15 protein-coding genes and 1 pseudogene are annotated in these 14,552 nt (G+C 64.4%); 14 read left to right on the top strand and 2 right to left on the bottom strand.

What is annotated here, in order from left to right; translation table 11 throughout:
- Positions 1–15 precede the first annotated feature (15 nt).
- The 4 genes from CFB82_RS34145 to CFB82_RS34160 all read left to right on the top strand — a co-directional run bounded on the left by CFB82_RS34145 (position 16) and on the right by CFB82_RS34160 (position 3,740).
- Positions 16–1,098, top strand: a complete 1,083-nt coding sequence (locus CFB82_RS34145; RefSeq protein WP_089487024.1) for a DUF6708 domain-containing protein — start codon at positions 16–18, stop codon at positions 1,096–1,098.
- Positions 1,099–1,197: 99 nt separating this feature from the next.
- Positions 1,198–2,142, top strand: coding sequence for a dTDP-4-dehydrorhamnose reductase family protein (locus CFB82_RS34150; protein ID WP_089486835.1), 945 nt, complete (start codon positions 1,198–1,200; stop codon positions 2,140–2,142).
- 293 nt (positions 2,143–2,435) lie between these two features.
- The gene (locus CFB82_RS34155) at positions 2,436–2,840 is read left to right on the top strand and encodes an extradiol dioxygenase (protein ID WP_069249839.1); all 405 of its coding nucleotides are present in this window, start codon (positions 2,436–2,438) and stop codon (positions 2,838–2,840) included.
- Between the two features lie 189 nt (positions 2,841–3,029).
- On the top strand, positions 3,030–3,740 hold the full coding sequence (locus tag CFB82_RS34160) for an SDR family oxidoreductase (RefSeq protein WP_039355220.1): 711 nt from the start codon (positions 3,030–3,032) through the stop codon (positions 3,738–3,740).
- 281 nt (positions 3,741–4,021) lie between these two features.
- On the opposite strand, the gene CFB82_RS42620 is transcribed toward CFB82_RS34160, so the two are convergent.
- Positions 4,022–4,243, bottom strand: a complete 222-nt coding sequence (locus tag CFB82_RS42620; RefSeq protein WP_143751007.1) for a hypothetical protein — start codon at positions 4,241–4,243, stop codon at positions 4,022–4,024.
- A 102-nt stretch (positions 4,244–4,345) separates the two neighbouring features.
- Between CFB82_RS42620 and CFB82_RS34165 the strand changes: the two genes are divergently transcribed.
- The 6 genes and pseudogenes from CFB82_RS34165 (at position 4,346) to CFB82_RS43480 (ending at position 9,089) form a co-directional block, all read left to right on the top strand.
- Positions 4,346–5,386, top strand: coding sequence for a polysaccharide deacetylase family protein (locus tag CFB82_RS34165; protein ID WP_373558892.1), 1,041 nt, complete (start codon positions 4,346–4,348; stop codon positions 5,384–5,386).
- 54 nt (positions 5,387–5,440) lie between these two features.
- Positions 5,441–5,893 (top strand): annotated as a pseudogene (locus tag CFB82_RS34170) (LysR substrate-binding domain-containing protein); the annotation flags it as partial.
- Positions 5,894–6,007: 114 nt separating this feature from the next.
- Complete coding sequence (locus tag CFB82_RS34175) at positions 6,008–7,189, top strand: MFS transporter (RefSeq protein ID WP_089486838.1); 1,182 nt, start codon at positions 6,008–6,010, stop codon at positions 7,187–7,189.
- 65 nt (positions 7,190–7,254) lie between these two features.
- Positions 7,255–7,812 (top strand): ester cyclase, encoded by a 558-nt coding sequence (locus CFB82_RS34180; RefSeq protein WP_069249834.1) that lies wholly within the window; start codon positions 7,255–7,257, stop codon positions 7,810–7,812.
- Positions 7,813–7,935: 123 nt separating this feature from the next.
- Positions 7,936–8,859 (top strand): LysR family transcriptional regulator, encoded by a 924-nt coding sequence (locus CFB82_RS34185; protein WP_089486839.1) that lies wholly within the window; start codon positions 7,936–7,938, stop codon positions 8,857–8,859.
- A gap of 41 nt (positions 8,860–8,900) precedes the next feature.
- Positions 8,901–9,089 carry a hypothetical protein gene (locus CFB82_RS43480; protein ID WP_069249832.1) on the top strand — a complete coding sequence of 63 codons (189 nt, stop codon included), beginning with the start codon at positions 8,901–8,903 and terminating at the stop codon, positions 9,087–9,089.
- Positions 9,090–9,189: 100 nt separating this feature from the next.
- Here CFB82_RS43480 and CFB82_RS34195 read toward each other — a convergent pair whose 3' ends face one another.
- Complete coding sequence (locus tag CFB82_RS34195) at positions 9,190–9,462, bottom strand: hypothetical protein (protein ID WP_089486841.1); 273 nt, start codon at positions 9,460–9,462, stop codon at positions 9,190–9,192.
- Between the two features lie 660 nt (positions 9,463–10,122).
- Between CFB82_RS34195 and CFB82_RS34200 the strand changes: the two genes are divergently transcribed.
- The 4 genes from CFB82_RS34200 (at position 10,123) to CFB82_RS34220 (ending at position 14,510) form a co-directional block, all read left to right on the top strand.
- On the top strand, positions 10,123–10,695 hold the full coding sequence (locus tag CFB82_RS34200; protein WP_089486842.1) for a plasmid fertility inhibition factor family protein: 573 nt from the start codon (positions 10,123–10,125) through the stop codon (positions 10,693–10,695).
- A 265-nt stretch (positions 10,696–10,960) separates the two neighbouring features.
- Positions 10,961–12,310 carry a reverse transcriptase family protein gene (locus CFB82_RS34205; RefSeq protein WP_089486843.1) on the top strand — a complete coding sequence of 450 codons (1,350 nt, stop codon included), beginning with the start codon at positions 10,961–10,963 and terminating at the stop codon, positions 12,308–12,310.
- Between the two features lie 327 nt (positions 12,311–12,637).
- On the top strand, positions 12,638–12,967 hold the full coding sequence (locus CFB82_RS34215) for an H-NS histone family protein (protein ID WP_027792132.1): 330 nt from the start codon (positions 12,638–12,640) through the stop codon (positions 12,965–12,967).
- Between the two features lie 295 nt (positions 12,968–13,262).
- On the top strand, positions 13,263–14,510 hold the full coding sequence (locus CFB82_RS34220; RefSeq protein ID WP_089486844.1) for an MFS transporter: 1,248 nt from the start codon (positions 13,263–13,265) through the stop codon (positions 14,508–14,510).
- Positions 14,511–14,552: the final 42 nt, after the last annotated feature.

The raw sequence follows: 14,552 nt of genomic DNA on the forward strand, positions 1-14,552 counted from the left end.
AGTGCGGCCACCGAGATGAGCGAAGACGCGTCGGCAAAGGCCTACTGGGCCCAACTGTTCAGCAAGCGCTATTGGCGTGAGGTGGTGATCGGCTTGCCGGCGAAGGAACCTTGGGCACCGACGGTGGAGATGCTTGCTTACGTCCTCAATAAAGCAAAGCCCGCGAAAGTAGATTGCCAACCGGATTCGCTGGACATGGTAGTCGTACGCAATGGAACCTACATGGAAGTCGCCGACAGTCAATATGCGCGGCGTGGTTTCGGTGGAATGGTGTTTTCATTGTTTGAATTGCCAACTGCTGCCTTCTTGGCTATTCCTTTTTATGGCTTTGCAAATTACGGAGCGACACTTCCTCTGGTTTTGGCCTCCTTGCTGATTTTTCTATTGTTCATCCCCTTGTTTGTTTGGGTGGGATATCAGTGGAAGCAGGACATGTTGGGCTATACCTACAAACCGATTCGGCTGGTGCGATCGACACGCACAGTTCACGTGTTCCAGCACAGCGGCCCTGGCGGCACGTGGTCGCTCGATTGGGACAAGTTGGTGTTTTGCTTGAAGAAGAGCGGGTTGAACTGGGGCGTGCTCGGCTATTTGCCGGACGCGAACGGGCAAGTGACGCATGCGTTCTACCTGGGCGCTGTCATGCCGGTTCATCCGAAGGGTATCGGGCCGGACGAACCGTTGCTTGCACACTGGGAATACTTCCGTCGCTACATGGAGGAAGGCCCGGCGAGCGTGCCGGCTCCGGATGTGCTTTTGCCCATTGAAAACCGACGCGAACCGTTTCTTTATGGGGTGTACCGCCTGTGGCAGATGTTCGGCCCGTTCGCGGTGCTGTTCGCTCCGGTCACGACGCTGGCGGGCCTGTTCCGCTGGCTGGCCATGCGAATGAGCCGCCTGCCGCGCTGGCAGGAAGAGGTGCTCGCGCAATGTCAGGTGTCACCGGACGATGCCCCCATGCAGCCCAGGAAGAAGGCCTATAGCCGTGTATCGGTTGCGATGGGCACGGTGGTGATGCTCGCACTCGATGCGGTGTTGTTGTGGCTGCTGTTCACGCAGGTGTTCGGCGTCGATCGCCTCTTTGCGCACATTTCCTGAGATGGCAGGTACGCAGCCGACGTAGCAGGGGAGTCGACATCGGCTGCCTGTTCTTGTATAGATTGGAGGATCCCCGTTCTCCTTTCATAGATCGTTACCGTGCCGCACTCGACCGTCCTCCTCATCGGCGCCGCCGGCCTGCTCGGCCGCGCGGTGGCCGCATCCCTGGCCCGTGAATCGTCGCTGAACCTCGTCGCAACGATCCGGAGCCCGCAAGGCGCAGGCGCAAAACGCCTGGCGCTGCCCCCGGAAAACCTCGCCGAGCTCGACGTCCTCGACGAGCCAGCCCTCGAACACCTTTTCGCCACCTGCCGACCGGCCGCCGTGATCATCTGCGCGGCCGAGCGCCGCCCGGACGTCTGCGAACGCGACCCCGCCGGCGCGCGGGCGATCAACGTCACCGCCCCGGCCCGCATCGGCGCGCTCGCCGCACGCCACGGCGCATGGACGCTCGGCATCTCCACCGACTACGTCTTCGACGGCAAGGCGGCCCCGTACCGCGAGGACGCCGCACCGAACCCGCTGAACATCTACGGCCGCACGAAGCTGGAAGGCGAGGCGGCGCTGCTCGCCGCGTCGCCGCTGTCGTGCGTGTTGCGCCTGCCGCTGCTGTTCGGCCCGATCGTCGACTGGAGCGAATCGGCCGTCACGAGCCTCGTGCCGGCGATCGTCGCGTCTGCGCAGCCAGGCGCCGAAGCCGTCGGCATGGACGCATGGGCGATCCGGTACCCGACGTATACGCCGGATGTCGCGGACGTCATCCGCGACCTGACGCTGCGCCATCTCGCGGGTGCGTCGATCACGGGCCTCCGTCACTGGTCGGGCGAGGAGCCGATGACGAAGTACGACATCGCGCAGCGGATCGCGGCCGCACTCGGCATCGAAGCCGCGCTCAAGCGGATCGACCGGCCGACCGACGCGACACCGCGCCCATATGACTGCCATCTGGACGCATCGCGCGTGCGCGCCGCGGGGATCGATCACGCGACGCCGTTCGATACCGCGCTGCGCGCCGTGCTGCGCGATGCGCCGCAGGTGCTGTAGGTGCTGTAGGTGCTGTAGGATCGGGCGCCGCTCGCGGCCCGCGCACATGCGTCCATTGCGGGGGCCGCGCCACGAATGCCGTTCGAGACATTGCCGAAGTCGTGCACGCATGACGTCGCGGTGACGTCGTGTCTCGTGAATCCGCTTGCGTGCGACGAAACCGGGACCCCGAGCATCCCGCGGCCCCCCATCTTCCTGTCGTCATTGAAGATCATTCAATGGCGAAGCCAATTATCAAGACCGACCGACGTGCGACAGAATGTGTACCAGGCTTTACAGCATGGACACGAGGCATGCATTTCGACCACGCCACCATCGTTACCGATGACATTGACGGTACACGCCGCTTTTTCGATGAGGTCGTCGGCCTCGATACCGGGCCCCGACCGCCGTTCAGGGTGGATGGCTATTGGTTGTACCTCGATAGTCGCCCGATGATTCATGTCACGCGCGCTACGCTGCCTGCGCACGAAGGCCGTAGCACGCCGCGCATCGATCACATTGCGCTTCGCGTCGACACACACCGCGAATGGGCGACGTTGATCGATCGACTGTCCAGCAGTCGGATCGACTACTCGCTCAGCGAAGTACCGTTGTCCAACGAGCTGCAGTTGTTTGTGTCCATTGCGCCGGGGGTTTCCGTCGAATTCGTGACGACGCTCGGCGCCGACAAGCTGCACGGGATTCCGAACGGATGACCGGATCTGCCGAATCGTCTTGCGAAACGCATGGCGCTTGCCGACTTCGCCGGCGACAGGCGGCGACAGCGGCGATTCGGCGTGGGCGGCCGACAACCCTTGGCCGCAAGCGGTATTCAGAACATTTGACGCGTGCGGCGGGCACTGCTTCACGCTCGAGAACACGCTTTTGATCGGAGGAAACGAGCGATGCAATTCGATGGACAAAACGTGCTGGTGGTCGGCGGAAGCTCCGGGATCGGCGAAGCGGCCGCGCGGGCCTTTGCGGCGGGCGGGGCGAGCGTGACGATCGCGTCGCGCGACGCGGCCAGGCTGGCGGCGAGCGCAGCGAGGATTGGTCACGGCGTGCGAACCGGTGTGATGGATACGACCGACGACACCAGCGTACGTGCATTTTTCGATTCGGCGGGCGAATTCGACCACGTTGTCGTGTCGGCCGCGCAGACACCCACGGGTCCGATGCGTGGTCTCGCGCTCGCCGATGCGTACGCGGCGATGGACAGCAAGTTCTGGGGGGCCTATCGCGTTGCGCGGGCCGTACGCATTCGGCAGGGCGGGTCGCTCACGTTCGTGTCGGGCTTCCTGAGTGTGAGGCCGAGCAAGACCTCGGTCCTGCAAGGCGCGATCAACGCGGCACTTGAATCGCTGGCGCGGGGGCTTGCGCTCGAGCTGTCGCCCGTGCGGGTGAATACGGTATCCCCGGGCCTGATCGCGACGCCGCTCTGGTCGAAGCTCGATGCGCAGGCGCGTGACCGGATGTACGAAGGTGCTGCGGCGCGATTACCGGCCGGCCGTGTCGGTCAACCCGAGGACGTTGCGAACGCCGTGCTCTACCTCGCGTCGACCCCGTACGCGACCGGCTCGACGGTGCTGGTCGACGGTGGCGGCGCGATCGCGTAGCGGCCCGGTCGGTTGAAGTTCGAATCGCGATGCGTCGGCGGTTGTCCGTACGTGCGTGCCCGGATTCCGCGCGCCGTGTGCGTCGCCGGATGATCTCGGGCGCGCGGGTGAGCATGAGCGTCTGCGCCGCTTCCGTTTGACGGCGCTGCCGCTGTTCTGGCACCTGCCGACCATGCGATTGACCGGCGCGGCGGCGGCGGCGGGGGCGCGACGATCAATTGTTTCGGGAACCTTACTGATTTTGCAGGGCCGATCGTGTTCGGATGGTTGAAGGATCGCCATCACGATGCGACGGCGCCGACCTTGCTGCTGGCGCTGAGCGCTTCGGCAGCGATGCCGCTCACCGTCGGGTGCCGAAGGGTATCGACGCATTGAAGCGCGGTAGACCGAGCGGGTTTGCCGAATCCGGACGGAACACCGAATTTTTCGGTCTGGATTGAAAGTCTATTCATTTCAAGGCCCATTTTCGAAAAGAGACTGTTTTCCGAAAATTGGTTGTACACGCACCAATCTGCGTGACATTCCAAACTCGTTCATTCGTCATCATGCATCGCGTTGCGGTGCGAGAGACGCGCTTGCGCGTCATGAGGAGATTGTCCATGGCAATTCAAATCGATCATGTGGATCGTGACCCGGCCGAGCCGGCGCCCGACCAACCGACGCGCCGTTCCTTCCTGACCAAGGCCGGAATCGGCGCAGGCGCGTTCGCCGTCGGTGCGATGCTTCAATCCACCCAGGCCGGTGCGCAAACGGGCAGCCCTCGATCGAACCCGGTAGCCGCGCCCGTGCAGGGTGAATTCTGGCCGAACGGTGCACGGCTGGTCATTTCGATCTCGATGCAGTTCGAGGCGGGTGGACAGCCGCCGAAGGGCGCCGACAATCCGTTTCCGAAAGTCGATTTCCCGGCGAGCGTTCCCGCCGATCTTGCCGCGCAAGCGTGGTTTGCGTACGGGTATCGCGAGGGCATTCCCCGAATGCTGGATCTGTGGGATCGTCATGACGTGAAGGTGACGACGCACATGATCGGCGAGGCGGCGAAGCAGCATCCGCAGGTGGCGCGCGAAATCGTGGCGCGCGGCCACGAAGCGTCGGGCCATGGGCCGACGTGGAACTCGCAGTATGCGATGTCGCGACCGCAGGAGCGCGAATTCCTGATCCAGGCGCGATCGATGGTCGAGGCGGTGACGGGCCAACGTCCGATCGGCTACAACGCGAACTGGCTGCGACGCGGGCCGAACACGCTGTCGCTGCTGCAGGAGCTGGGCTACGTCTATCACATCGATGATACGAGCCGCGACGAGCCGTTCATCGAACAGGTCAACGGCAAGGATTTCGTCGTGATTCCGTATACGCTGCGCAATAACGACATCCTGCTGGTGGAGGGCCGGAATTACTCGCCGGACAAGTTCCTCGAACAGATCAAGTTCGATTTTGATCAGTTGTACGAGGAAGCGGGTACGCGTCGGCGCATGATGTCGATCAGCGCGCATGACCGTATCAGCGGCACGCCGCAGATGACGCGCGCATGGGATGCGTTCCTGCGTTATGCGAAGAGCCATCCGGGCGTTGCGTTCATGCGCAAGGACGACATTGCGCGGTTCGTCCTGCAAAGCCCGATTACGGTACGCGAAAGCGAGACGATCTAGCGGGCTGCCCGAGCGCCTTCGCACCGGTGCGATCGTGCGAAGGCGCTCGACGACGCTTCGCTTGTCGCCCATCGTATCGGCGAAGAGGTGCTGATCCTCTGCACGCATCCGGATTACCTGGCGGCCAATCCGACGATTCGTGCGGTTGACGATTTGCGGAACCATCGCCTCATTGCGTTTCGCATGCCGACCACGGGCCGCGATCGGCCACTCGCGTTCGTCGAACACGGGCGAACGGTCGCGCTGACCATCGAGGCCCGCTTCCACATCAACCACGGTGAAGCGCTCGCCGAAGCTGCCGCGCTAGTTCCCCGAGTTTCTCGCCAAAGCCCGCCTGCGCCGCGGCACGCTCGTGGAAGTGTTGTCGACCTGTCGCCCCGAGCCGCTACCCGTCAATCTCGTGATGCCGGGCTCGCGCACGAGGCTCGAGCGCATACGTGCGCTGATCGACGCATTGACCAGCGAAGAATGATCGGGGCGATCAGGCACGTGCCGCTCTTCTTCTGATTTTCTTGTCTGGATTGAAAATCATTCAAGACGGAGGCCAATTATCAATCGGCACGGTGGCAAGCAGAATGGCTGCACATCCACTGCGGCTTCGCCGCCTTCCCGGAGATAGCCATGCCACTTCCCATTCTCGCGCTGGCCCTGAGCGCTTTTGCGATCGGTACCACGGAATTCGTCATCATGGGCATCCTGCCCGATGTCGCGCAGTCGCTGTCCGTTTCCATCCCGTCGGCGGGGCTGCTCGTGAGCGGCTATGCGCTAGGCGTCGCCGTGGGTGCGCCGCTGCTCGCCGTTCTCACGAGCCGTATGCCGCGCAAGTGGGCGCTTTTGCTGCTGATGGGGATCTTCATCGTCGGCAATATTCTGTGCGCGGTCGCGCCGGGTTACACGAGCCTCATGATCGCCCGCGTCGTCACGTCGTTCGCGCATGGTTCGTTCTTCGGCATCGGGTCGGTCGTCGCTGCGTCGCTCGTACCGCAGGACAAGCGTGCGAGTGCCGTCGCATTGATGTTTACCGGTCTCGCGCTCGCCAACGTGCTCGGCGTGCCGCTCGGCACCTTCATCGGCCAGATGCTCGGCTGGCGTGCTGCATTCTGGTCCGTCGCCGGCGCGGGCGTGCTTGCTGCGCTGGCCCTCGTGGCGCTCGTGCCGAACACGCACGAAGCGCAATCCGCGAGCCTTGCGCACGAAGTCGGCGTGCTCAAGCACCCGCAGGTGTGGCTCGCCCTGCTGATGACCGTGCTCGGCTTCGGCGGCATGTTCGTGGTGTTCACCTATATCACCCCGGTGCTCGAGCAGGCGAGCGGATTCGCGCCGAGCGGCGTGACGAAGATTCTCGTGCTGTTCGGCATCGGTCTGGCCATCGGCAACGCGCTCGGCGGCAAGCTTGCGGATCGCGGTGTGATGCGGACGCTGACGGGCGTGTTCGTCGTGCTCGTCGCGATCATGGTGATGTTCAGTCGCACCATGCATCACCCCGTGGCATCGGTCCTGACGATCTTCGTCTGGGGCGTCGCGGCATTTGCGACGGTTCCGGGCCTGCAGATGCGCGTGCTGAGCAAGGCCGCGAGCGCACCTAACCTCGCATCGACGCTCAACATCGGCGCGTTCAACGTGGGTAATGCGATGGGTGCGTGGCTCGGCGGCATGGCGCTTTCGCGAGGGCACGCACTCGACACGCTGCCGCTCGTGGCCGCCGCCGTGACGTTGCTGGCCATCGCGGTGACCGCTTTCGCGTCCCAGCTTGATCGACGCGAGACTGCACAAGCGAATCATCCCGCCCGTTTCCCGGCCTGAATCACCCAAGTCGCACCTCTGCCGGATTCAATTCGTTCATCGAGCACACACTCAAGGAGCCTGCCATGAAAACCCGCACCGTCCTTTCCGCCGTTTCCCGCATCGCGCTGGCCGCCGCCACCGCCGCTGCCGCGTTGCCTGCCGCCGCCGCGACCGGCGACGATCTCGTACAGCCGAAAACGCTGATCGTCGACAAGAGCCTCTCGAAGCAGCAGGCCGAGCAACAGATCCGCGCGGCACGCCTTTACGATACCTTCTGGAGCACGGGCGACGAGGCCCAGGCCCGCGAGGCGCTGGCGGCCGATTTCACGGACCGCACGTTGCCCGCCGGCCGGCCGCAGGGCATCGCCGGGCCGCTGGCTGCATCGAAGGGCTTCCATCGTGCCGTGCCGGACGTCCACGCCGAAGTCGAACAGATGATCGTCGCCGGCGACCGCGTCGTCACCCATCTGCATTTCACCGGTCATTTCACGGGCACCTTCAACGGCGTGCAGGGGAAGGGGCAGGTGGTCGACTTCATCGCCACGGACATCTATCGCATTCGTGACGGCAAGATCACCGACAACTGGCATCTCGAAGACAACCTGACGTTCCTGCAACAGCTCGGCGTGGTCGCCAGGTAAGCGGGCCGGGGGCCGATCCTGCCGGTCGGCCTTTCCTTCGTCCGTCCGCATCGCGTTACCATGCCCGGGTCCCCACGGGGCATCATGCGGCACAACCCAACATTCTTTTCGCGTGACGCGACCATGGATAATCTCGGTGACATTCGCCTTTTCGTCGAAGCGGCTGGCCAAGGCAGTCTTTCGGCGGCCGGCAGAAAGCTCGGACTGTCGCCCGCAGCGGCGAGCGCCCGGCTCGTCAAGCTCGAGGGAGAACTCCACACGCAGCTGTTCGAGCGTTCGACCCGCAAGCTGCGCCTCACGGATGAAGGCCGTATGTATCTCGTCCACTGCCAGCATGCGCTGCAAACGCTGGAAGATGCGCGCGCGGCGTTGCAGGCCGGACGTGCATCGGTGAGCGGGGCGTTGCGCGTATCGGCCACCTCCGATTTCGGGCGCACCGTGCTGCGTCGATGGCTCGACGAATTCAACGAACGCCATCCGAACGTCACGCTGACGCTCGTGCTCTCGGATTCGCTGTCGCACTTGCTGCAGGACGATATCGATCTCGCAATCCGGTTCGGCGTGCCGGCGGACAGCTCGATGGTCGCCAAGCGCATGGCCGACAATCGCCGCGCGCTATGCGCGTCGCCCGACTACATCGCCGAGCACGGCATGCCGAGCCATCCCGACGATTTGCGTGAGCACCGATGCATCGTCCTTTCCTCGGCGGCCGGCGCGGCGAACAACTGGCGTTTCGCGCGCGACGGGGAGACCGCGTTGTTCACCGCGCCGCTCGACAGTTCACGTCAGACCAATGATGGTTCGCTTGCCCGCGAATGGGCGATCGAGGGGCGCGGGGTGGCGATGAAGTCGATCTGGGACATCGGCGCCGATCTTCAGGCCGGGCGGCTCAAGCTGCTCCTGCAGGAGTGGCGTTGCCCGGACGTGCCGGTGAACGCGCTTTTTCAACGAACGCTTTATATGGCGCCACGCGTGCGCACCTTGCTCGACTTCCTCGAGCAGCGGTTCTCCGAAGCTTCCGACGCACTGGCGCCGTTTCTGCGGTAGTTTCCGCGATCGGAGGCTTTCTGCGTTCGTCGGGATGGCGCGTGAAGACGTTCGATTCGGCGCTGTCGCTTCTCGATTCCGCCCATGTTCGCGACATCGCGTTCTTGATTGCGGATGTCCGCATGCCGGAGATGTCCGGCATCGAGTTGCATGGCGAACTACTGGCTGGCGGGTGCTCCGCCAGTCATCTTTCACGGCCGACGCAGCCCGCGGGCATGCCGGTGTCCTGACGCGCAGCGCCGACACCACAGCCCGCGGCGGCGCTGGATTCGGAACGTCAACCCAGCCCCGGGCTCTACGCATTGGTAATCGTCGAGCGTTTAAGGTCGATTAGCGAATGGCAAAACGGGTTGCCGGCGAGCCATTCGAGCAATTGTTTCCATAAATAAAAAGATTTCTGTTTTCCGAGTATGCCTGGTAAATAATTGAATAAACTTCCTTGGCACTGAACGAGTAGACGCCGTCGTTAATGGTCACCAGCAGGTTGCCGGTGGCGTCGGTTTCGATCTTGTCGATCTTGCCGGCTTTGCAAAGCGCCTGTGCGGACGCGCACGTGGAGGCGAGCATCAGTGCTGAAAACAGCACGGTTGCAATCTTCTTCATGACTTTCCTTTGGTATTGAATGAATTAATGCGATCTGACGACGTCGGTCACGCCCGGGAAGACGTGGCTGTCTTTCCGGATTGCTGATTCACAAGTGTCTGGAAATCAACGGTGGCCTGATAAGGGGAAACTCTGCGACCAAGCATGAATGAAGTGATTCATGCTGCGCCTCCGTATCTCGTTGATCTTTGAATCACGGTGTTGCGGCGCACAACACAGACTATTTATTTGATTTTGAGGGCGCCAATCGTATTAATTTATCGTTAATCATATTCGATAATTTTTGTTTGAATTTGATTTTATTGAATTCTGATGGCTGTTGTTTTTGTTCTTTGATTATTTCGATATTTAAATGATCAGCGACGAATATTGATTCGATGGTTGATGGTGTGGCGGGCGAAGCGCATGGGCGTTCATGAGGGTTCGAGCGTTCGGGCGCGTGGTTCGTCCGGTGCGCGAACTGCACAGCACATATCCGTCGATGCTGCAGTGGGCGCCGGTCGGGTTGATTAGTGCCGACCCGGAAAGACGCTAAACTGCGCCTGTTCCCGAACACATCGGGAGCGTCAGGACACCGGGCCCACGGATTGCAAACACGTGAGGATGTAATCGCCCATCCCCTGGCTCATTCGAACAAGTGAAGAGAGAAAGAGAGGGCCCATGCTGACACGTCTTCGTATCGGACTCGATCGCGCACGCGACCTGCGCGAAACGGGACGTCCGTCTCCCGTCCAGCCGCGGCCGCTGCCGAGCGAGCTGGTCGACCTGAGCGCACAGCGCGCGATGTGGCGCGTTTCCGTTCCGGGCCAGGCCGACTGCTACATGGCGGCAACGCCCGCCGAAACGGAGCGCTTCGTCGTACATCTCGACGCTCAAAGGTTCTACGGCCTGTGGCTCGGCACGAGCCCGGCGTTCCCGCAACTGAACTCGCAGGACTGCGTGCCGCGCCGCGTCATGCCGCTCGACAGCAAATACGCGTCGGCCGCCGCCGCGTTCCGGGCCGGCCGCCTCGAACCGGTGGCGCTGCCGCCGGTCGGCTACTGGCTCGAGGGAAGCGGGTATGAAGTCGCGATGAGCAACGGCATGACGCGCACCTTCTGGCTGCTCGCCAACCGTGTGCGATCGTTTCCGGTCAGCGTCGACAACGCGACCTGGGCCACGATGCTGAACAACATGGCCGGCGTCGGCGTCGCGCCGATCGCGTACCGCGAGCTGTTTTCCCGGCACGCGTAGGTTGCGCGTCGCGATCCGGCGCGCCGCCGCGGCGCCGGATCGCCACCCGGTTTGACACGCCGTGTTCGCGGCCATTAAAGTCGCATCGCGGGCCGGTGGGTCAAGCACATGCCCGGAACAGGCAGCCGATGTTCCAGGACTACGGGGCTACCCCGTGGATGAAATTGACACCCCGATGCGTCGCAAGGAGGACGGTTGCGCGTTGCGCAACGCGACTCCTCGCAGCACCAGTCACGTTGGCTCATCGTCCCGCCCATCTTTCTCCATGCATTCATCCCTGCGCGATACCACCCGCACGATTGCCGAGGCGATGCTCGCCGGGTCGCCCGAGCGCGGCGGCGTCATCGCGCGTATGGCTGCCGTGCTCGGCGATGCGCAGCCGTGGGCGCACGAATGTGCGGACGCCGCGCTCGCCCGCTTCGGCGCGAACTGGGACGACGTCGACATCGACGTGCTGGCGGCGGTTCTGGCCGATGCGGCCGCGTTCGTGCGCGCCTGGTATCGCGATGATCCGCCGACCGTGATCCGCGTCGTGCGGCGTCCCCCGGTCCAGCGGCCGTTGCCGGCGCCGCTCGCCGGCTGCGACGTGCCGCAATGGGCGACGCCCGGCGATCTTGCCGACTGGCTCGGCGTGAGCCCGCCGGCGCTCGACTGGCTGTCCGACCACTGGCGCGTCGACGCGCGCGGCAGCGCCACCCCGCTGCATCACTACACGTACGTGGCGCACGACAAGCGCAGCGGCGGCAGCCGCCTCGTCGAAATCCCGAAAGGCCGGCTGCGCGAAGCGCAGCGCCGCATCCTGCACGGGCTGCTCGATCGCATCGCGCCGCACGGTGCGGTACACGGTTTTCGCAAGGGGCACGGAATCGTGTCGTTCGCGGCCCCCCATGCGGATCGCGATGTCGTCGTCCGTTTCGATCTGGCGGATTTCTTCGTATCGATACGCGCCGCACGCGTGCACGCGCTGTTCGTCACGCTCGGGTATCCGGCCGAAGTCGCGCGTACGCTCACCGGGCTGTGCACCAACCGCGTGCCGTCCGCACGGCTGCTCGCGCCGGACCTGCGCGACCGGTTCGACTGGATCGGCCGCCAGCGTTATCGCGAACGGCATCTGCCGCAGGGCGCCCCGACGTCGCCGGCGCTGGCGAACCTGAGCGCGTTCCGGTTCGACATGCGGCTCGCCGCGCTCGCGCGTTCGCTCGGTGCAACCTACACGCGCTATGCCGACGATCTCGCCTTTTCCGGCGGCGGCACGCTGGCGCGCGACGTCGAACGGCTGCAGGTCCGGGTCGCCGCGATCGCGCTCGAGGAAGGCTTTGCGCTGCAACTGCGCAAGACGCGCGTGATGCGGCGCGGCGCGCGGCAGCAATTGGCCGGCGTGGTCGTCAATCGTCATCCGAACCTGGCGCGCGATGCGTTCGATCTCCTGAAGGCCATCCTGACCAACTGCATCCGGAGCGGCCCGGCGTCGCAGAATCGCGATGCGCATCCGGATTTCCGCGCGCATCTCGCCGGGCGCGTCGCGCATGCGGCCGCGCTGAACGCGGCGCGCGGCGCGAAACTGCGCGCGCTGTTCGACCGGATCGCGTGGGACACCTGCGACGTCGGCCAGTAATCGGACGTATCCGCATCGACGCCGGCCGGCACCTTCTGCAAAAACGGTGCACAGCACTGCTATCATTCGCGCCATGCCGCGCCGGTGCCAGGTGCGGCGCTTACTTGCCGCAGCCGTTCGCCGTGCCTTCGTACATGGCGGGCTGCGCGTTGCCGGCCCGGTCCTGGCTGTCATTGACTGACGCGCGACGTCGTTTAGTGCGTATCGCGCAAGCCACGCCGGCTCAGGCAACCGATTCACCCATTTGACAGCCCCCATCGGCGGAACTTCGTGGTAGGTTCCGCCATCGGAGCTTTTTGCGAAAACATGCCCAAAGAGGATGAATACATGACCCAGGCCCTGCAGGAACTCGAAGCACAACTTCGGGACCTGAATATCAAGCTGTCGGATGCGAAGCAGAAGGAGAAGCAGGCCGCGCTCGCGGCATTCAAGGAACAGGTCGAGCTTTTGGGAATTTCGCAGCAGGAAGTGCTGAGCGCGCTTGGCTACATCGTCCAGCGAAAACGCAAGGCGCCTGCCAAGTACTACGATCCGACGACCGGCCGCTCATGGTCGGGCCGCGGCCCGCGCCCGAAATGGCTCGAAGGCAAGGATCTCGATACGCTCGCCGTCGACCGCGAGGCCAAGACCTGGTGGCCCGGAGACGATCAAGGCTGAAGCCGGCCGGGCCGCCAGGCCACCCGGCGCCGTCCGGTTCGCGCGAGCGGGCCGGACGGCAACACTCCGCAAGCATGCTGCTTTTCATTCGGTGTCCGGCCTGACCGCGGCCTCGCCGGCCTCGCCGCCGACACCGGATCGCCGTTTTTCCCCCCTTCATTGCCCGCAGATTCCCGCTCGCCGTCCCGCAGCGGGTGTCGACGCGCGCGCGGACCCTCGTCGCCGGCGGGTCTGCCGGCCCGTCGGGCACCGGCACAGGCCTTAGAATGTCGCCGGACAATCGTGGCAGGACACCATGGCAGCAAACATGAAATCTTCGGCGCTCGAGGGCCCGTCGGCCCCGCGCGTGGAGCAGGTCGGCGCGTACGCGTGGAAAGCGCTGGCCGGATCGGCGATCGGCTATGCGATGGACGGCTTCGACCTGCTGATCCTCGGCTTCATGCTGCCGGCGATCACGGCGGCGCTGCATCTGACGCCCGGGCAGGGCGGCGCGCTGGTCACGTGGACGCTGATCGGCGCCGTCGCGGGCGGCATCCTGTTCGGTGCATTGAGCGATCGTTACGGGCGGGTGCGCGTGCTGACCTGGACGATCCTGCTGTTCGCGGTCTTCACCGGGCTGTGCGCGTTCGCACAGGGCTTCGAGGATCTGCTCGTGTACCGCACCATCGCGGGCATCGGGCTGGGTGGCGAGTTCGGGATCGGCATGGCGCTCGCGGCGGAAGCGTGGCCGGCCAGCAAACGCGCACGCGTGTCGTGCTATGTCGCGCTCGGCTGGCAGGCCGGTGTACTGCTGACCGCCTTGCTGACGCCGTTCCTGCTGATGCACATCGGCTGGCGCGGGATGTTCGTGGTCGGCGTGCTGCCCGCGCTGCTCGCGTGGGTGATGCGCAACAAGCTGCACGAGCCTGAAGCGTTCGTGCAGCGCGCAGCGCAGCCGAAGGCCAACGCGTTCCGCCTGCTCGTCGCGGACGGCCGCACCGCGCGCATGAGCGTCGGCATCGTGATCCTGTGTTCGGTCCAGAACTTCGGCTACTACGGGATCATGATCTGGCTGCCGACTTTCCTGTCGAAACAGATGGGCTTCTCGCTGACGAAGTCGGGGCTGTGGACGGCGGCGACGGTCGTCGGGATGATGATCGGCGTCTGGGTGTTCGGGCAACTGGCCGACCGCATCGGGCGCAAGCCGACGTTCCTGCTGTACCAGCTCGGCGCGGTCGTGACGGTCCTCGCGTATGCCCGGCTGTCGGACCCGACCGCGATGCTGTGGGCCGGTGCGCTGATGGGTATGTTCGTCAACGGGATGGTCGGCGGCTACGGGACGCTGATGTCGGAAGGCTATCCGACGGCCGCACGCGCCACCGCGCAGAACGTGCTGTGGAACATCGGCCGCGCGGTCGGCGGTTTCGGCCCGGTCGCGGTCGGCGCGCTGGCCGCGCACTACTCGTTCCAGACGGCCATCGCGCTGCTCGCCGGCCTCTACGTGCTCGACATGGTCGCGACGCTGTTCCTGATTCCCGAGCTCAAGGGCGTCGAGCTCGAATGAGCGCGGCCATCGCGCGCCACCCACCGACCAACGACTTCACTC

This window comes from Burkholderia sp. HI2714 (assembly GCF_002223085.1).
Classification (GTDB): Bacteria; Pseudomonadota; Gammaproteobacteria; order Burkholderiales; family Burkholderiaceae; genus Burkholderia; species Burkholderia lata_D.